Origin of the sequence: Elioraea rosea (assembly GCF_007644105.1) — a bacterium.
Taxonomy (GTDB): Bacteria; Pseudomonadota; Alphaproteobacteria; order Acetobacterales; family Acetobacteraceae; genus Elioraea_A; species Elioraea_A rosea.
In genome coordinates this window covers 1-17,184 of sequence record NZ_VFAC01000029.1, presented here as the reverse complement: position 1 = coordinate 17,184, position 17,184 = coordinate 1, and the positions used below count along the sequence as shown (strand labels likewise).

At 69.8% G+C, this 17,184-nt stretch carries 24 protein-coding genes; 16 read left to right on the top strand and 8 right to left on the bottom strand.

Annotation, left to right across the window (positions count from 1 at the left end; translation table 11 throughout):
- The gene (locus tag FIF60_RS15910; protein WP_144187082.1) at window positions 1–570 is read left to right on the top strand and encodes a cytochrome b; all 570 of its coding nucleotides are present in this window, start codon (window positions 1–3) and stop codon (window positions 568–570) included.
- Here FIF60_RS15910 and FIF60_RS15905 read toward each other — a convergent pair.
- From FIF60_RS15905 to FIF60_RS21680, 3 genes are read right to left on the bottom strand one after another with little or no spacing between them, the layout of a single operon-like run.
- Window positions 534–974, bottom strand: a complete 441-nt coding sequence (locus tag FIF60_RS15905) for a globin domain-containing protein (protein ID WP_144187081.1) — start codon at window positions 972–974, stop codon at window positions 534–536. The genes FIF60_RS15910 and FIF60_RS15905 overlap by 37 nt on opposite strands.
- Before the next feature lie 60 nt (window positions 975–1,034).
- Window positions 1,035–1,937, bottom strand: a complete 903-nt coding sequence (locus tag FIF60_RS15900; RefSeq protein ID WP_158639255.1) for a LysR family transcriptional regulator — start codon at window positions 1,935–1,937, stop codon at window positions 1,035–1,037.
- A 10-nt stretch (window positions 1,938–1,947) separates the two neighbouring features.
- Window positions 1,948–2,145, bottom strand: coding sequence for a hypothetical protein (locus FIF60_RS21680; RefSeq protein WP_158639254.1), 198 nt, complete (start codon window positions 2,143–2,145; stop codon window positions 1,948–1,950).
- Here FIF60_RS21680 and FIF60_RS15895 point away from each other — a divergent pair.
- From FIF60_RS15895 to FIF60_RS15885, 3 genes are all read left to right on the top strand, one after another.
- The gene (locus FIF60_RS15895; RefSeq protein WP_144187079.1) at window positions 2,144–3,592 is read left to right on the top strand and encodes a calcium-binding protein; all 1,449 of its coding nucleotides are present in this window, start codon (window positions 2,144–2,146) and stop codon (window positions 3,590–3,592) included. The two genes, FIF60_RS21680 and FIF60_RS15895, sit on opposite strands and share 2 nt — an antisense overlap.
- Before the next feature lie 493 nt (window positions 3,593–4,085).
- Window positions 4,086–5,609 (top strand): calcium-binding protein, encoded by a 1,524-nt coding sequence (locus FIF60_RS15890; RefSeq protein WP_144187078.1) that lies wholly within the window; start codon window positions 4,086–4,088, stop codon window positions 5,607–5,609.
- 80 nt (window positions 5,610–5,689) lie between these two features.
- Window positions 5,690–6,103, top strand: coding sequence for a hypothetical protein (locus tag FIF60_RS15885; protein ID WP_144187077.1), 414 nt, complete (start codon window positions 5,690–5,692; stop codon window positions 6,101–6,103).
- Here the strand turns inward: FIF60_RS15885 and FIF60_RS15880 are convergent.
- The 4 genes from FIF60_RS15880 to hslV form a co-directional block, all read right to left on the bottom strand.
- Window positions 6,076–6,300, bottom strand: a complete 225-nt coding sequence (locus FIF60_RS15880) for a hypothetical protein (protein ID WP_144187076.1) — start codon at window positions 6,298–6,300, stop codon at window positions 6,076–6,078. The genes FIF60_RS15885 and FIF60_RS15880 overlap by 28 nt on opposite strands.
- Window positions 6,297–6,644, bottom strand: coding sequence for a hypothetical protein (locus FIF60_RS15875; protein ID WP_144187075.1), 348 nt, complete (start codon window positions 6,642–6,644; stop codon window positions 6,297–6,299). Before FIF60_RS15875 ends, FIF60_RS15880 begins: the two co-directional genes overlap by 4 nt.
- A 119-nt stretch (window positions 6,645–6,763) precedes the next feature.
- The gene (gene hslU, locus FIF60_RS15870; protein WP_144187074.1) at window positions 6,764–8,077 is read right to left on the bottom strand and encodes an ATP-dependent protease ATPase subunit HslU; all 1,314 of its coding nucleotides are present in this window, start codon (window positions 8,075–8,077) and stop codon (window positions 6,764–6,766) included.
- Between the two features lie 127 nt (window positions 8,078–8,204).
- Window positions 8,205–8,765: an ATP-dependent protease subunit HslV gene (gene hslV, locus FIF60_RS15865; protein WP_144187073.1), complete on the bottom strand. Its 561-nt coding sequence runs from the start codon at window positions 8,763–8,765 to the stop codon at window positions 8,205–8,207.
- 90 nt (window positions 8,766–8,855) lie between these two features.
- Between hslV and hisB the strand changes: the two genes are divergently transcribed.
- The 11 genes from hisB to FIF60_RS15810 all read left to right on the top strand — a co-directional run bounded on the left by hisB (window position 8,856) and on the right by FIF60_RS15810 (window position 15,909).
- Window positions 8,856–9,461, top strand: coding sequence for an imidazoleglycerol-phosphate dehydratase HisB (gene hisB / locus FIF60_RS15860; RefSeq protein WP_239451661.1), 606 nt, complete (start codon window positions 8,856–8,858; stop codon window positions 9,459–9,461).
- Window positions 9,462–9,465: 4 nt separating this feature from the next.
- Window positions 9,466–9,843 carry a DUF2628 domain-containing protein gene (locus tag FIF60_RS15855; RefSeq protein ID WP_144187071.1) on the top strand — a complete coding sequence of 126 codons (378 nt, stop codon included), beginning with the start codon at window positions 9,466–9,468 and terminating at the stop codon, window positions 9,841–9,843.
- A gap of 4 nt (window positions 9,844–9,847) precedes the next feature.
- Window positions 9,848–10,504: an imidazole glycerol phosphate synthase subunit HisH gene (gene hisH / locus FIF60_RS15850; RefSeq protein WP_144187070.1), complete on the top strand. Its 657-nt coding sequence runs from the start codon at window positions 9,848–9,850 to the stop codon at window positions 10,502–10,504.
- A 44-nt stretch (window positions 10,505–10,548) separates the two neighbouring features.
- On the top strand, window positions 10,549–11,136 hold the full coding sequence (locus tag FIF60_RS15845) for a GNAT family N-acetyltransferase (protein ID WP_239451660.1): 588 nt from the start codon (window positions 10,549–10,551) through the stop codon (window positions 11,134–11,136).
- 10 nt (window positions 11,137–11,146) lie between these two features.
- A complete protein-coding gene (gene hisA / locus FIF60_RS15840; RefSeq protein ID WP_144187069.1) occupies window positions 11,147–11,875 on the top strand; it encodes a 1-(5-phosphoribosyl)-5-[(5-phosphoribosylamino)methylideneamino]imidazole-4-carboxamide isomerase in 729 nt (242 codons plus the stop codon).
- 157 nt (window positions 11,876–12,032) lie between these two features.
- Window positions 12,033–12,806, top strand: a complete 774-nt coding sequence (hisF, locus tag FIF60_RS15835; RefSeq protein WP_144187068.1) for an imidazole glycerol phosphate synthase subunit HisF — start codon at window positions 12,033–12,035, stop codon at window positions 12,804–12,806.
- 3 nt (window positions 12,807–12,809) lie between these two features.
- Window positions 12,810–13,337, top strand: a complete 528-nt coding sequence (locus FIF60_RS15830) for a phosphoribosyl-ATP diphosphatase (RefSeq protein ID WP_144187067.1) — start codon at window positions 12,810–12,812, stop codon at window positions 13,335–13,337.
- Between the two features lie 67 nt (window positions 13,338–13,404).
- A complete protein-coding gene (locus tag FIF60_RS15825) occupies window positions 13,405–13,791 on the top strand; it encodes a histidine triad nucleotide-binding protein (protein ID WP_144187066.1) in 387 nt (128 codons plus the stop codon).
- A 99-nt stretch (window positions 13,792–13,890) separates the two neighbouring features.
- Window positions 13,891–14,610, top strand: a complete 720-nt coding sequence (locus FIF60_RS15820; RefSeq protein WP_158639253.1) for a BON domain-containing protein — start codon at window positions 13,891–13,893, stop codon at window positions 14,608–14,610.
- Window positions 14,607–15,428 (top strand): SirB1 family protein, encoded by an 822-nt coding sequence (locus FIF60_RS15815; RefSeq protein WP_144187064.1) that lies wholly within the window; start codon window positions 14,607–14,609, stop codon window positions 15,426–15,428. The genes FIF60_RS15820 and FIF60_RS15815 overlap by 4 nt, the downstream gene beginning before the upstream one ends.
- A gap of 148 nt (window positions 15,429–15,576) precedes the next feature.
- Window positions 15,577–15,909, top strand: a complete 333-nt coding sequence (locus FIF60_RS15810) for a GYD domain-containing protein (protein WP_158639252.1) — start codon at window positions 15,577–15,579, stop codon at window positions 15,907–15,909.
- Here the strand turns inward: FIF60_RS15810 and FIF60_RS15805 are convergent.
- Window positions 15,888–16,172 (bottom strand): hypothetical protein, encoded by a 285-nt coding sequence (locus tag FIF60_RS15805; protein WP_144187062.1) that lies wholly within the window; start codon window positions 16,170–16,172, stop codon window positions 15,888–15,890. The genes FIF60_RS15810 and FIF60_RS15805 overlap by 22 nt on opposite strands.
- Before the next feature lie 94 nt (window positions 16,173–16,266).
- On the opposite strand from FIF60_RS15805, the gene FIF60_RS15800 reads away from it, so the two are divergent.
- A partial coding sequence (locus FIF60_RS15800) for a LysR family transcriptional regulator (RefSeq protein WP_144187061.1) occupies window positions 16,267–17,184 on the top strand: 918 nt, incomplete at its 3' end.

Genomic DNA, 17,184 nt, shown 5'->3' with positions numbered 1-17,184 from the left:
ATGGCCATCGGCGATACGACGGAACGCTACGGCGGCGTCAGCCAGGCGCTGCACTGGGGCACGGCGGTCGTGATCGCCGGGGCCTGGATCCTTGGCGCAACCATGGAGGACCTGCCGCGCGGCGCTTCCCGCGCGGCGGGCCTCGACCTGCACGCGACGCTCGGCCTCGCCGTGGTCGCGGCGGTGCTCGCACGGCTCCTCTGGCGCGCGGCCAATCCACGCCCCGACGTGGGACCGGGGCTGATGGGGCTCGCCGCGCGGGGCATGCATCTCGCCGTCTATGCGATCATGCTCGTCGTGCCGCTCTCCGGCCTCGCTGATCGGTGGGCGCGGGGACCCGGTGTGAGCGTGCTCTTCGGCTCGGCGACGCTCGAGCCGCCCTTCGCCATTCCGGGCGGGCGCCTCTGGGGAGAGGTGCACGAGACAGCGGCGAACCTTCTCCTCGCACTGATCGCCGTGCATGTCGCGGCGGCGCTCTGGCACCACTTCGTGCTGCGCGACGGGCTTCTGTGGCGGATGTTGCCGCGGCGATCTCAGGCCGAGGCGCGGTCGCTTCCCTCGGCTGGGTAGGCCGCGGTGATCATCGCCTCCGTCAGCCCGGCGAAGGACTTCCTCCACACCGCGGCGAGCTCGGGCGTGTAGCGCTCTCCAAGCGAACGGGCGAGCATCCATTCGAGCGGCCCGGCAAGCAGTGCGTAGTGCTCGGGCCGGACGCCGTAGCCGACATGGCGTTTCGCCAGCGCCGCGAGAACGGGCTGCATTCCGGCCATGTCGTGCAGCTGCGACACGACGATGCCGAGCGTCGAGATCAGCTTCGCGCCCTGCGCCTCCATGTCGGGCGGAAACATCGGGCGCGCCTCGGGGGCGATCGCGAACAGGCGATCATAGAACAGCGTCGCAGCCACGGCGGGGGCCGTGGCGACCTGGCGGAAGCTCGCCCGCATCAGATCGATCTCATCCTGGCTCAGGCGCATCGCTCCGGCTCCTCGCTGCGCTGGTGTCAGGCTACACGATGCGCTCGGCCGGTTTCAGCCTTATTGCGCGGCGGTCACGAATCCGGGCGGCAGGAAGGTCGCGGCGAAGCTCTCGTGCAGGCAGGTGAGAACCGCCTGCACCCGCGCGGTGCCGAGCGTGTCGGGGTGCGCATGCACGTGCAGCATGCGCACGAGATCGGGCGGGCCCTCCGTCACGCGCGCGAGCTCGGCATCGCCCTCGGCGAGGCACATGGGAAGCAGCCCCTTGCCGATGCCGGCCTTGATGCCCGCGCGCAGCACGGAACTGTCGGTCGCGGTCAGTCGAAGCCCCTCGCCTGCCTTGCGCGTCTTCTCGATCCAGCGGGAGGGCGCGCGGCGCGGCGCCATGTCGTCCCAGAACGACACCCAGCCGAGCGTGTCTGGGTCGAGGCCCGGCTTGGCGTAGATCGCATAGGGCACTTCGCCGAGCCGGATGGCGAAGGCGGTGTCGTTGGCCGGGATCTCGAACCAGAGCGCGAGCGCGGCCTCGCCTTGCGCGATGCTGCGCGGCACCGACCCGCCGATCGTTCGGATGTCGAGGCGCGGGTGGCGGGCGAGCAGGCCTGGCAGCGCGCGCTCGGCGAGCCGGGTCATGGTCCAGGCATTGCCGATGATGCGCACGAGGCCGGCGACCTCCTGGTTCGCGTTCGCAACCTCCTCGTAGAGCTGCAACGCGCGCCCTTCGATCTCGACGGCGCGGGCGATCGCCGCCTCGCCCGCGCCCGTCGGCGAGAGCCCCTGCCGCCCCCGCACGAACAGGATGGCGCCGAGCGCGGCCTCGAGCGCGGCAAGGCGGCGCGAGACGGTTGCCTGGTCCATCCCGAGCGTCTGCGATGCCGCGTTCAGCGAGCCCGAGCGCGCGACGGCGAGGAGGACCTTCAGGTCATCCCAGTCGAGATCGGACGGCTCGGGCGCGCGTGACATGCCGCACACACTACAGCGGCAAACGCGCAATGGGAGCATGCAGGCGTGCGGGTTCCTTTCCGAGGTCGTTTTGAACGAAACAACGCATGTCTTCACCAAGCATAGAACGCTCCTGGTGAAGTGAAGCGGCATGCAACAGATGAAACAATCCTGTTTCTTTTGTATCAGGCCAGTGAAACAACTGAAACATACGGAAGGAAATTCCCATGTCTGTCTTCCCCAAGCCGAACAGCAACGGCACCGGCGCCCTCACCGTCGTCAACGGCACCTCGGGCAACAACGTCCTCGACGACACGCTGGGCTGGACGCATGTGATCGCGGGCGCTGGCAACGACACCATCGTCGCCAACGGCACGATGTTCCTCGAGGACCCGAACGCCGACATCTTCGACGGCGGGGCCGGCGAGGACACCGTTTCCTACGCCAACGGGGCGTGGGAATGGCAGAGCGGCATCTTCGCCCTCGGCGTCGACGTCGATCTCGCGGTCGGCAGCGCGCACCGGAAATGGGCCGGCGGCTCGCTCGTCACGCCCGACATCCTGATCAGCATCGAGAACGTCATCGGCTCACCCGGCCACGACACGCTGCGTGGCGACGACGGCTCCAACAAGCTCTGGGGCGGCGACGGCGATGACATGATCTTCGGCCGCGGCGGCAACGACTATCTCTTCGGCGGTGACGGCACCGACCAGATCTGGGGTGGCACCGGCAACGACTACGTCTTCGGCGACCAGGGCAACGACACGCTCTGGGGCAATGACGGCAACGACACGGTCGACGGTGGGTCGGGCAACGACACCATGTATGGCAATGACGGCAACGACATGCTGCATGCCTCGGCCGGCAACGACACGCTCGACGGCGGGTCGGGCACCGACACGGCCGTGTTCGCGACCAATGGCGACGTGCAGGTCAACCTGGGCCTGGGCATCGCCGGCGGCGCGCTCGGCAATGACATCCTCGCCTCGATTGAGAACGTCACCACAGGCGGCGGGGCGGACACGGTGTTCGGCAACAACGTCGCCAACCGCATCGAGACGGGCGCGGCCAACGACTATGTCGATGCCGGGTCCGGCAACGACTATGTGGATGGCGGGTCTGGCAATGACATGCTGCTCGGCAACTCCGGCAACGACACGGTCAAGGGCGGCACCGGCAACGACACGATCGATGGCGGCTCAGGTGCCGACCATCTCGAGGGCAACGACGGCAACGACACCATCCACGGCGGGTCGGGCAACGACGTGATCCATGCCGGCGCGGGCAATGACAAGGTGCGCGGCGGCGCGGGCGACGACGTCATCTATGTCGGGACCGGCGCCGACATCGTGGAGTGGAAGGACGGCGACAACGGGCTGGACACGATCTACGGGTTCAGCCTGGCGGACGACAAGATCTCGTTCGGCTCCGGCTTCCTCGCCTCGGGCACCGCCGAGGACAACCTCCTCGTCTTCCTCGACGGCGACAACGCCTATCTCGCGGCCAACACCGCCGACGCGGGATGGGAGTTCATCGCGCGGTTCATGGACGTGAACGGCATCGCGCTCGGCAACGCGATCGACGACGGATCGCTGTTCCCGACGCAGGTCGGCGAGCTCGGCGGCGGCGCCGCCGGTGACTACAATTTCGGCGGCGGCATCGACCCGTTCGCCTGAACCGACGAGCTGGCACGACAGGGTGTGGTGGGGGGCTCGCGCCTCCTGCCACACCCCTTTTGCATGTCCGCCGAACCATGGTGGACGGCAACGAGCGCGCCGATGCACGCCGCACACGGCGGTCCCGCATCCGTGATCTAGGTCATCGCTGAGTCCGCAATACCCGCCGCGCATCGTCGCTGCGCCGGTTCGCGCGAACGCGGCATCTGCCCCGACCTCGGGCCGCGCGAGACCGCGAGCAGGATCCTCAGGTCGTCCCAATCAGGCATCGAGGGCGAGCGTGACGTGGCGCACAGCCGATGTGGGGAAAGCCGCAAAGGGGGAATGCGGCCGTGCGGGTTCCGTTCCGGGGGCGTGGTGACTTAACGATCGCAAGTCATCGCAAAGCAAAAATCGCTCGGCGAAGGCTATTGGTCTGTAACGGACGACACAAAGATGTCGTTGTTGTTACAGTCATCAGAAACAAATGAAACATGAGTGAGGAGAGACTATAATGGATAAGACGTTCAACGGCCTCAAGGGCAACTCCGGCGTCGCGCGCGCGAAGCCCGACTCCAGCGGCCTCGGCCAGCAGGAGATCAACCCTGTGAACGGCACCGCTGCGGGCGAGACGCTCAACGACACGATCCTCTGGGACCATGTCCTGGCAGGCGGCGGCGACGACACGATCGTCGCGGCAAAGGACTACGTGCTGAACCTCGGCATCAGCACCACGCACGCCGACATCTTCAACGGCGGTGCCGGTAGCGACACGGTCGACTACAGCCAGGTGGGGCGAACGACCCTCGGCGAGCTTGCTCCGGGATACCCCTATGGACTCAGCCTGGGCGTGAAGGTTGATCTCCAGGCCGGGACTGCGCACCGCATCCTGACGCCCGGCGTGTTTGTCCAGCCCGACGGGCTGATCAGCATCGAGAACGCGATCGGGTCAAAGTACGACGATCAGATCTATGGCGATGCGGGCGCGAACCTGCTGCAGGGCCTTGGCGGCAACGACTACATCAGGGGCCGCGAGGGCAACGATCATCTCCTCGGGGGCGACGGCAACGACACGCTCTACGGCGATGACGGCAGCGACGAGGTCAGCGGCGGCAACGGCAACGACACGCTCTACGGCAACAACGGTGACGACGTGCTCAAGGGTGGCGACGGCAACGACACACTCTGGGGCGGCACCGGCAATGACGAGCTGCACGCCGATGCCGGGAACGACACGATGAACGGTGGCTCAGGCATCGACACGGGAGTGTTCTATTCGGCAGCCGGCGTGCAGATCAATCTCGGGCTGAAGATCTCTGCCGGGGGCCTGGGCAACGACATCCTCGACAGCATCGAGAACATCCGCACCGGCACGGGCGCGGACACCGTGTTTGGCGACAGCATCAACAACCGCATCGAGACCGGCTCCGGCAACGACTATGCCGATGGCGGCGCGGGGAACGACGTGATGTTCGCCGGCTCGGGCAACGACACGCTGAAGGGCAATTCCGGCAACGACACGATGAAGGGCGAGGCCGGGAACGACGCGATGGAGGGCGGTTCCGGCAACGACTACATGGAGGGCAATGACGGCAACGACGTGATGAATGGCGGGTCGGGCAATGACAGCGTGCTCGGCGGCGCCGGCGACGACACGCTGCGCGGCGGGGCGGGCGACGACATCGTGAATGTCGGGTCCGGCGCCGATGTCGTGCAGTGGAAGGACGGCGATCTCGGCCTCGACACCGTCTACGGGTTCAGCCTGGCCGACGACAAGCTCTCCTTCGGCTCCGGCTTCCTCGCCCCGGGCGCCGCCGAGGACAACCTCCTGGTGTTCCTCGATGGAGGCAGCGCCTGGCTCGCGGCGAACACGGCCGACGCGGGATGGGACTTCATCGCGAAGTTCGTCGGCGTGAACGGCATCGCGCTCGGGAATGCGATCGACGACGGCTCGATCTTCGACGTCGAGGTCGGCGTGCTCGGCGGCGGTGCGGCCGGAGACTACAATTTCGGTGGCGGCATCGACCCGTTCGCCTGACGGAAGGGGCGGGAGGCGCGTGCTTCCCGCCCCACCCCTGACGACGTTCCGCACAAGGCAGAAAGGGAAGGAATGCTCCGATGTACGATGCCCATGAGATGCCCGCGCCGGCCGCACCTCTCTTCGACGACCGGCCGGACGGTGCCGGAACGCCGATCTGGATCGGCTGCAACGACAGGGGCGGCCGCATCCTCTGCTGGCCGGCAGGGTATCTCGGCTTCGAGACGATCTACGGGTTCACGCCGGGCCGTGACACGCTGTCGTTCGGGCCGGGCTTCTTCGCCCGCGTTCCGGCCAGCGCGACCGGCGCCGCGCTGCTCCGCGTCTGCAGTGGGGGCGGCGGCAGGGCGCTGCTTGCGGCCAACACGGCGGCGATGGGCTGGCAGTTCATCGCCGAGTTCGCGGGGCTCTGCCGCACGTCACTCGAAGCCGCGATCGCGACCGGTGTGATCCTGGGCGGCTCTCCTCAGCCCCAGCCCTGGAACACGCTGTAGAGCACGCGAAACCTGTCGTTGCCGCGTTTCCACTCGGCCAGGCTGCGGCTGATCAGCGGGTTGCGCAGCGACAGCGTGCCGTGCCAGTCGAACACGTAGGTCTTGCCGTCCTGCACCTTCACCGCGGTCGCGCTGTGATGGGCGTAGACGTTGTTCTCGGGCGTCGGGCTGCGGCTGGCGTGCCAGGCGTTGGTCACTCAGGGTGGTATCGCCCCTGGGTGATGCCGGCTTTGATCGCCCGCTCGGTCACGTCGGCGATGTTGGTGCAGGCCTGGTCGTAGCCCTGCTTCTCCCAGTACTCCTTGCTCTTCTCGAGGTTCTCCTTGGCGCCTCGCAGGCCGATGTTCATCGCGATCTGCGAGGCGACGTAGTTGATCCCCTCGGCCGTCATGTTGGTGAGGTTGCGGAGCGAGCCGGCGGCGTTCTGCCCGATCGCGTAGGGCGAGACCTCGGGGATGAAGCGCCGGCATTCGGCGTCGTCGCTCACCACCTTGACGATCGCCGATGCGAGCGATCGCGGCATTGACTGGTTGTAGCTCACCCCGATCCCCTTCCCCCGCCGCTGGCATTCCAGGCAGGCGGGCGGCAAAGATCAAGTGAGCCGTGTCACCGCGAGCACGTTCGGATCGGTCGGAATCGCTCGGTCGCGCCCATGCTGCCCTACAGGATAAACCGCGAGAGGTCGGCGTTGGCGGCGAGCGGGGCGACGCGGGTCTTCACGTACTCCGCATCCACGGTCATCGTCTCGCCGGGCCGGTCGGCCGCGGAGTAGCTGATCTCCTCGAGGAGCTTCTCGAGCACCGTGTGCAGCCGCCGCGCGCCGATGTTCTCCACCCGCTCGTTGATGTCGGCGGCGAGGTCGGCCAGCGCGTCGATCGCGTCCTCGGTGAAGATGAGCTCCACCCCCTCGGTGCCGATCAGCGCGCGGTACTGCTTGAGCAGCGAGGCCTCCGGCTCGACGAGGATGCGCTTGAGGTCGTCGCGCGACAGCGGCTTCAGCTCGACGCGGATCGGCAGCCGCCCCTGGAGCTCGGGCAGGAGGTCGGACGGCTTGGCGAGATGGAACGCGCCGGAGGCGATGAAGAGCACATGGTCGGTCTTCACCGGGCCGTGCTTGGTGGCGACCGTCGTGCCCTCGATCAGCGGCAGGAGGTCGCGCTGCACGCCCTCGCGCGACACGTCCGCACCCTTGAAGCCGCCTTCGGAGCGCGCGCACACCTTGTCGATCTCGTCGATGAAGACGATGCCCTGGTTCTCGACGGATGCGATGGCGTCGTTCTTCACCCGCTCGGCATCGAGCAGACGGTCGCTCTCGTCCTGCTGCAGGACGCCGCGGGCCTCGGCAACCGTCATCCGCCGCGGGCGTGTGCGGCCGCCGAACATCTTCGACATCATCTCGCCGATGTTGCCCATCTGGTTCGGCGGCATGCCGGGGATGTCCATCTGCCCGATGGGCAGGCCGGGCGGCGGCTCGGTCACCTGCACCTCCACCTCCTTGTCCTCGATGCGCTCCTCGCGCAGCAGGCGGCGGAACTTCATGCGCGTCTCTGCCGAGGCGCCCTCGCCGACGAGCGCGGTGACGAGGCGTTCCTCCGCTGCGAGCTCGGCCTTGGCGGCGACATCCTTGCGGAGCCGCTCGCGCGTCATCGTCATCGCGACTTCGACGAGGTCGCGGATCATGCTTTCGACGTCGCGGCCCACGTAGCCGACCTCGGTGTACTTCGTCGCCTCGACCTTCAGGAACGGCGCCTGTGCGAGCCGTGCGAGGCGTCGGGCGATCTCGGTCTTGCCGCAGCCTGTGGGGCCGATCATGAGGATGTTCTTGGGCAGCACCTCGGCGCGCAGGTCCTCGGGCAGCTGCTGGCGGCGCCAGCGGTTGCGGAGCGCGATGGCGACGGCGCGCTTGGCGTCGTTCTGGCCGACGATGAACCGGTCGAGCTCGCTGACCGTTTCGCGTGGGGAAAGGTTTGTCATTCAGCAGTCTCCAGGAGAGAGGTGGGGGAGGGCAGCGCCCTCCCCCACGCCCCCAGGCATGAGGGTCGCCCTCCCGCTGGTCGGGCGACAGGCCCCGACCAACGGGAGGGGCATCCTTGCGCCGGCTTCACTCGATGATTTCCAGCGTCAGCCTGTCGTTCGTGTACACGCAGATCTCGCCCGCGATCGCCATCGCCCGGCGCGCGACCTGCTCGGCGGTCATGTCCGGGCGGTCGATCAGCGCGCGGGCCGCGGCAAGCGCGTAGTTGCCGCCCGAGCCGATGCCGATCACACCGTCCTCTGGCTCCAGCACGTCGCCGTTGCCGGTGAGGATGAAGCTGCGGCCCTTGTCGGACACCGCCATCATCGCCTCGAGCCGCCTGAGATACCGGTCGGTCCGCCAGTCCTTGGCGAGCTCGACGCAGGCACGCTCGAGCTGTCCGGGGAACCGCTCGAGCTTCGCCTCGAGCCGCTCGAGCAGCGTGAAGGCATCGGCCGTCGCGCCGGCGAAGCCCGCGAGCACGGCGCCGTTGCCGATTCGCCGCACCTTCCGCGCATTGCCCTTCACGACGGTCTGGCCCAGGCTCACCTGGCCATCGCCCGCCATCGCCACCGAACCATGCTTGCGTACGCAGAGGATGGTGGTGCCATGCCAGCCGGGGTCGCCCGGCCTTCTCTGTTCGTCCATGGCCCCCTAGATGGCGCGGGCGGCGCCGGGCGGCAAGGAAGGGGGTGGCCGGCGCGGGGGCGGAGGGCGTAGAAGGCGCGCATGACCGCCATGCCTGCCCCCACGGCTTCCCGCCGCGCCGAGATCGCCCGCACGACGAGCGAGACCAGCATCACGGCCGCCATCGACCTCGACGGCTCGGGCCGCGCCGAGATCGCCACCGGCATCGGCTTCCTCGACCACATGCTGACGGCGCTGGCCCGCCACGGGCTGATCGACATCACGCTGAAGGCAGAGGGCGACCTGCACATCGATGCCCATCACACGGCGGAGGACGTCGGCATCGTTCTCGGCCAGGCCGTCGCCCGCGCGCTCGGCGACAAGCGGGGCATCACCCGCTACGGCGCCGCGCTGGTGCCGATGGACGAGGCGCTGGCGGAAGCCGCGATCGACATCTCCGGCCGGCCCTTCCTCGCCTGGTCCGTCGCCTTCCCCACCCAGAAGGTCGGCGAGATGGACACCGAGCTCTTAGCCGAGTGGTTCCGCGCCTTCGCCATGAACGCCGGCATCACCCTGCACGTGACGCTGAAGGCAGGCGAGAACAGCCACCACATCGCCGAGGCCTGCTTCAAGGCGCTCGCCCGTGCGCTGCGCCAGGCCGCCTCGCCCGACCCGCGCACCGGCGGCGCGGTCCCCTCCACCAAGGGGGTCCTCTGAGCGCATGAAGGTCTGGACGGTGCATGCCAAGGGGATCTCGCCGCCGCTCCTGGTGCGCGAGGGGTTCTCCTTCCTCGCCTTCCTGTTCTCCGCGCCCTGGTTCGCGGTGAATCGGATGTGGCTCGTGCTCGTGCTCTACGTCGCGTTCTGGTCGATCTTCGGCTCGCTGACCGCCGGCCTGCCGCAACAGATCACGCTTCCCGTCGCGATCGTCGGCCAGCTGCTGATCGGCTTTCACGCGCGCGACCTGCGGCGGTGGACGCTCAAGCGACGCGGGTGGAAAACCATCGGCGTCGTGGCCACGCAGGGTGGGGAGGATGCCGCCCTCGCGCGGCTCTACACTGCGCGGCCTGAGCTGCTCGCCTGGGTGAAGGCAGCCTGAACGCATGCCCGCAACAGTGGCGGTCATCGACTATGGCAGCGGCAACCTGCGCTCTGCTGCGAAGGCCATCGCCCGAGCAGCGGGGGCGGATGCCGAGGTCATCGTCACCTCCGACGCCGCGGCCGTCGCGCGGGCCTCGCGCATCGTTCTTCCCGGCCAGGGCGCGTTCGCCGACTGCATGGGCGGCCTGTCGGACGTGCCCGGCATGCTCGAGGTGCTGGCCGACGCGGTGCGGCGGCGCGGCGTGCCGTTCCTCGGAATCTGCGTCGGCATGCAACTTCTGGCCGATCGCGGGCTTGAGCATGGCGTGCACCAGGGCTTCGGCTGGATCGGCGGAGACGTCATGCGGCTCGATCAGCTCTGGGGCAGAGACCCGGGGCGCCTCGCCATCCCCCACATGGGCTGGAACACCCTCTCCTGGCCCGGCGGGGCGCCCCACCCCCTCCTGGAAGGGCTTCGTCAAGGAGACCATGTCTATTTTGCCCATTCCTACGCGCTGCGCGCCGCCGCGATCGAGGATGTGATTGCGACGACCGACTACGGCGGACCCATCACGGCGGCCGTGGCGCGGGGCAACGTTGCAGGGGTGCAGTTCCACCCCGAGAAGAGCCAGGCCGTCGGCTTGCGGATCCTGGCCAATTTCCTTCGCTGGTCACCATGAGGCGGAAGCCCGTGGCGGACGGCGGGGGACGAGGAGGAGGAAGCATGGACGCGACCGTTCGCGCACCGGTCATGGCTCGGGATCACGCGCCGAGCCTGTCGGTCGAGCGGGTGACCGATGTGACGGACGAGGCGCTGGCCGAGCTCTGCGAGGCCGCCTCCGCCGCGATCATGGACGGCGGTGGGTTCGGCTGGGTGAAGCCGCAGCCGCGTGACGTGCTCGCCCGGTACTGGAAGGGCGTGCTGCTCGTGCCGGAGCGGGAACTCTTCGTCGCCAAGCTCGACGGTGCGATCGTCGGGTCCGCGCAGCTCGTCCGCCCGCCGCGGAACAACGAGGCGCAGGCCTTTGCCGCGACCATGATGCACTTCTTCATCGCCCCCTATGCGCGCGGCTTCGGCCTCGCGCGGCTGCTGATCAGCCGCGTGGAGGAGGGCGCGCGTGCGCTCGGCTACAAGGTGCTGAACCTCGACGTGCGCGAGACGCAGACGGGCGCCATCGCGCTGTTCGAATCGCTCGGCTTCGTCCGCTGGGGCACGCATCCGGCCTATGCGCAGGTGAACGGCCGGGTGATCGCGGGGCATTTCTACCACAAGCTTCTCGAGGCGAAGCCCGCCCGCAAGCCGCGCGCCTGATGCCCGGGAAATGAAGGGCGTCGAGCTTTTCCCCGCCATCGACCTCAAGGGCGGCCAGTGCGTGCGTCTGAAGCGCGGGGAGATGGACCAGGCAACGGTATATGCCGATGACCCCGCCGCGCAGGCGAAGGCGTGGGAGGCAGCGGGCTTCCGCTGGCTGCACGTTGTCGATCTCGACGGCGCCTTCGCGGGCGAGAGCCGCAACGGCGAGGCGGTGCGCGCGATCCTCGGCGCGGTGCGCCTCCCCGTGCAGCTCGGCGGGGGCATCCGCGACCTCGCGGGCATCGAGGCCTGGCTCGCCGCTGGCGTGACGCGCGTGATCCTCGGCTCGGCAGCGGCCAAGAACCCGGCGCTGACGCGCGAGGCCTGCCGCGTCTTCCCCGGCCGGATCGTCCTCGGCATCGACGCGCGCGAGGGCATGGTGGCGACCGAAGGCTGGGCCGAGACCGGCGCGCTTTCCGCGCTCGACCTCGCCGCGCGCTACCGCGACGCCGGCGCGGCGGCGATCGTCTTCACCGATATTGGCCGCGACGGCATGCTCGCCGGCCTGAACCTGGCTGCGACGGAAGCGATGGCCCGCGCCGTTCCCATCCCCGTGATCGCTTCCGGCGGCCTTGCCTCGGTCGAGGACGTGCGCGCGGTACGCGCCTCCGATGCCGGCATCGCCGGCGTGATCCTCGGCCGCGCACTCTACGATGGCCGCATCACACCGGACGAGGCGATCGCCGCGGCGGCATAGGCGGTCCTGATGCGGATCAATTCCGGACTTGTCGTGCCGACCGGATGACCGGCCGCGCGGGCAGGCCATCGTTACGGTTTTTTCGTTTGCGGCCAGCACACTGAGGGCGCATAGCAGCCGGCCCAACGCCGTTCTCGGAGGCGCGAGCGACTCGACGATGCTGACCGTCCGGATCATTCCCTGCCTCGACGTCAAGGACGGGCGCGTCGTCAAGGGCGTCAACTTCGTCGACCTCCGTGACGCGGGCGACCCCGTCGAGCAGGCGCGCGTGTACGACGCCGCGGGGGCAGACGAGCTCTGCTTCCTCGACATCACCGCGAGCCACGAGAATCGCGGCACGATCCTCGACGTCGTCTCCCGCACGGCCGAGCAGGTGTTCATGCCGCTCACCGTCGGCGGGGGCGTGCGCGAGGTTGCCGATTTCCGGCGCCTGCTGCTCGCCGGCGCGGACAAGGTGAGCGTGAACTCCGCCGCCGTCGCCCGCCCGCTCCTGATCGCCGAGGCGGCGGACAAGTGCGGCAGCCAGTGCGTCGTCGTTGCGATCGATGCGCGGCGGCGAGAGGACGGAAGCGGCTTCGAGGTCTACACCCATGGCGGCCGCAAGCCGACCGGGATCGACGCGGTTGAGTGGGCCGCGCGCGTGGCCGATCTCGGCGCGGGCGAGATCCTGCTCACCTCGATGGACCGGGACGGCACGGGCGCGGGCTTCGACCTGCCGCTCACGCGCGCGGTGGCCGAGGCCGTCTCCATCCCCGTCATCGCCTCGGGCGGCGTCGGCACGGCGGAGCATTTCGCCGAAGGCGCCGCGGCCGGCGCGACCGGGCTTCTCGCCGCCTCGGTGTTCCATTTCGGCGCGCTCACCATCGCCGATGCCAAGCGCGCCGTCGGCCGCGCCGGGCTGCCCGTGCGACAGATGCGCGAGGCGGCCTGAGCCATGGCGAAACCTCCCAAGAAGGTGCCCAAGAAGGCACCGAAGGCCGGGAAGCAGCCCAAGCCGGCGAAGAAGCCGCCCAAGAAGGGCGCGAAGAAGGCCGCCCCGCTTCCCTCCGGCCAGGCGCCCGTGCCGCCGCCGATGCCAGGCCCCGACGGGGCGATCCTCGATCGGCTGTGGGCGACGGTGATGTCGCGGCGCGGCGCCGACCCGGAGGTGTCGCACTCCGCGCGGCTGCTTTCGCGCGGCACCGCCAAGGTTGCGCAGAAGCTCGGCGAGGAGGCGGTCGAGGCGGTGATCGAGGCCACGCTCGGCAACCGCGCCGCGCTGATCGGCGAGAGCGCCGATGTGCTCTACCACCTCATGGTCGTGTGGGTGGATGCCGGCATCCGCCCCGATGAGGTGTGGGCCGAGCTCGAGCGGCGCGAGGCGATCAGCGGCATCGCGGAGAAGGCGGCGCGGGCCCGGGCGCTCAAGCTCCGCGCCATCGCCCGCCGCGGCCCGGCGCCGACGACCAGGAAGCTCTGGTAGCGCCTCTGGATGCCGGGCGGCGCGGCGGTGCAGACTGCGCCTCCTGCCCCACGCCAGAGGTTCCACGATGCCCGTTTCCGGCCTTCCTCCCTACGACAGGAGCAACATCTTCGCCCGCATCCTGCGCGGCGAGATCCCGGCGAAAAAAGTCTACGAGGACGAGCACGCGTTCGCCTTCCATGACATTTCGCCGCAGGCGCCCGTGCATGTGCTGGTGGTCCCGAAGGGCGACTACGTCTCGCTCGCCGATTTCGCCGCCTCCGCGCCGGCGGAGACGATCGCGGGGTTCTGGCGCGCCGTCGCCAAGGTGGCGAAGGACCTGACGCTCGAGGTGTCGGGCTACCGGGTGCTGACCAACATGGGCGTGCACGGCCACCAGGAAGTGCCGCATTTCCATGTGCACATCTTCGGCGGCCGCCCACTCGGGCGGATGATGCCACGCGCGGACGATTGAGCGCGGGCCCTGTGGCGTCCCGGCAACGATGCTGTGCCCTCGTGTCAAGGTCCGCGCACAATCGCTTGAATTCGCGTGCGCGAGCCGCACACTGGGCAGATGCGCCGAGCCCTCGTCCCGCTGCTCTGCCTGGCCCTCGCCCCCGGATGCGCGCCGCTGATCACGCCGCTCGGCGTCGCGCTGACGGCCGGGGCGACAGGCGGCACGATGGCGATGCAGGACCGCGGGCTCGGCGGCGGCATCTCGGACAATGCCATCGCGCTCGGCATCAACGAGGCATGGATCAGCAATGATCCCGCGATCTTCCGCAAGGTCTCGACCTCGATCAATGACGGCATCGTCGTGCTCACCGGCCACGTGACCTATCGCGAGACCGCCAAGCGGGCCGAGACGCTCGCACGCGGCGTCGAGGGCGTGCGCGACGTCAAGAACCTGGTCCGCGTCGACGAGGAGCCAAGCCTCGGCACCATGGCGTCCGACCGCTGGATCACGATGCGGCTGCGGGCCGACCTCACCTTCGCTGCCGACGTCCACGCCGTGAACTACGCGATCGATACGGTCGCCGGCACGGTGTTCCTCTCCGGCGTGGCGCGCGACCAGGCCGAGCTCGACCGCGCGGTCGCGCACGCCAAGGCGACCTCCGGCGTCCGCGATGTGGTGACCGCCGTGCGGCTCCGCTCCGAGCCGCTGCCGCCAGCGAACCGCGCCGTCGCCTCCGCAACCCGGCCAGCGCCCACGCATGCGCCCGCGGTGCCGGCATCGTCGGTTCCCTCCTCCGCCGCCGCGCCAGTGACGGTCGAGGCGTTGCCGCCGCCATGAGCGCAGAGGCGGTTCGCGCCGAGGCGCGCGCCGCGCTTGAGCGGTTCGGCGGCCTGGCGGACGGCGAGATCGACATCGCCGAGGCCGCGCTCGCCTTCGCGCGGATCGACCTGCCTGAGGCAGACGTCGCGCCGGCGGCATCGCACCTCGCGGACCTCGCGCGCGCGGGCGCGACCCTCTCTGCCGCAACGGGGGCGGAGGAGCGCGCACTTGCCCTTCGCGGGCTTCTCGTCAGCGGCCACGGCTACACCGGCGACACCGCGACCTATGACGACCCGGCGAATGCCAACCTCCTCCGCGTCGTCGAGCGGCGTCGTGGCCTGCCCGTGGCGCTCGGGGTGGTCTGGCTGCACACGGCCGCCGCGGCCGGGTTCGATGCCTGGGGCATCGACTTTCCCGCGCATTTCCTGCTCGGCATCGGCGGCGAGGGAGAGGCCGTCGCCGTCGATGTGTTCGACGCGGGATTGATCCGCGAGGAGGACGAGCTTGTCGCGATGTTCGCGCGCATTGCCGGCCCCGCAGCGGTGCTCGGCCCGGCGCAACTCAGGCCGATGACGCGGCGCGAGGTTCTGCTTCGCCAGCAGAACAACCTCCGCATCCGCCGCGCCGCAGCTGGCGACCTCGCGGGCGCGATCGCCGCGGCAGAGGACATGCTCCGCCTCGCCCCCGACGCAGCCCCGCTCTGGCAGGAATTGGCGGTGCTCGCCGAGCGCGCGGGCCACACGCGCACCGCCATCGCCGCCTGGGAAAGGTTGCGCGACCTCGGCAGCGCGGAAGCGCTCGAGGCGCTCGCGAGGCTCCGGCGCCGGCTCAACTAGCCTACCCCTCGCAGCCCGTCATTCCGGGCATGAGACAAGCAACCCCCGCGTGATGGCCCGCGCCCTTGCGGAAGCGTAATGTCATCCTGCGCGGCCGATGCCCGGCAAGCGCAACGACGTCCCACAAGAACGACAAGGGGAGGATTCGATGCCGCACTACATGTATCGCTGGCAACTGAAGTCGGACGCGGTGAAGGGCCTCGTCAACGCGCCGGTCGATCGCGAGGGGCCGGCGCGCACCCTCGTACAGGCCTTCGGCGGCAAGCTGCTCTCCTACTACTACACGGCGGGCGAGTATGACGGCCTCGCCATCGTCGAGATGCCCGACCATGTCGCGGCGGCAGCCCTGTCGCTTCGCGCTGCCTCGACCGGCGGCTTCGCTCGGTTCGAGACATCCCTTCTCCTGACGACGCAGGAAGCGAAGACGGCGCTTGAGCGCGCCAAGGCGACAGCGGGCGACTACCGGCCCCCCGGCCACTGAGCGACCGAGGACGCCGCGAGCGCGGCGCGGCCCGCCTCGGTCAGCGCCACGCGCGCCTCGCTCTGGGTTGCGCCCTCGGCGTACTCGATGCGCACGAGGCCGGCTTCGGTCGCCTCCTCCCAGACCTGCAGCCGTGGGCAGGACGTGCGCCACGCCGACATCGTCTCGGCGTAGCCGCGCTCGCGGGCCGCTACCCAGCCGAGGAACTGGACGATCAGGAACGCGGCCGGGTCCGCCGGCGCGGGAACGGGGGCTTTGAGCATCGCCGACCCTCCTCTCGAATGGCGGCAGTAGGCGCCAAACTCTTCATGCAATCGAGCGCTTTTTGATACGATCTTCATACCCAGGGGGTATGGGATGATTGATCTCCGTCGCCTGCATGCCTTCGTCATCACCGTCGAGGAAGGTCACGTAACCCGGGCGGCCGAGCGGCTCGGCATGCGCCAGCCGCCTCTGTCGCGGCTACTGCAGGGGCTGGAGGCGGAGCTCGGCTTCCGGCTGCTGCGGCGCCTGCCGCGCGGCGTGGCGCCGACAGAGGCCGGGCGCGTGCTGCTCGAGGAGGCCCGCGCCGTGCTCGGCCGGGCGAAGGCCGCAGAGGACGCGGTGCGCCGCGCGGGCCGAGGCGAGGCCGGTCGGCTCGCGGTGGGGTTCACCAGCTCGGCCTCCATGCACCCCTTCGTGCCCGCGGCCCTCCGCCGCTTCCGCGAGGCCTTCCCCGCGGTGGAGGTGACGCTCGACGAAGCCGGGACGGTCGAGCTCGTCGAGGCGGTGCGCGCCGGCGGCATCGATGCCGCCTTCGTGCGCTCGCCCGTCGCCCCGGTGCCCGGCCTTCGCGCCGAAGCGCTGCTCGAGGAGCCGATGGTGGCCGCGCTGCCCGAAGGGCACCGCCTCGCCGCGCCGGATGAAGCCGAAAGCGCGGTGCGCGCCCTGCCGCTCGCGGCTCTGGCCGCGGAACCCTTCCTGGTCTACCGCCGCCGCACTGCCCCCGGCCTGCACGACGCGATCCTCGCCGCCTGCCGCGAGGCCGGGTTCTCGCCCGCGATCGTCCAGGAGGCGCCGCGGCTCACCGCGACGCTGAGCCTCGTGGCCGCCGGGATCGGCGTGTCGATCGTGCCCGCCTCGATGCGCCGCCTCGGCATCGACGGCGTCGCCTGGCGCATCCTGGCCGAGCCGCCTCGGCTGCGCGCGCCGCTGACCCTCGTGCTGCGAAGCCTCGGCGCCTCGGCGACGGCCGCGCGCTTCGCCGCCTCGGTCCGCGAGAGCGTCGCGCAGGCC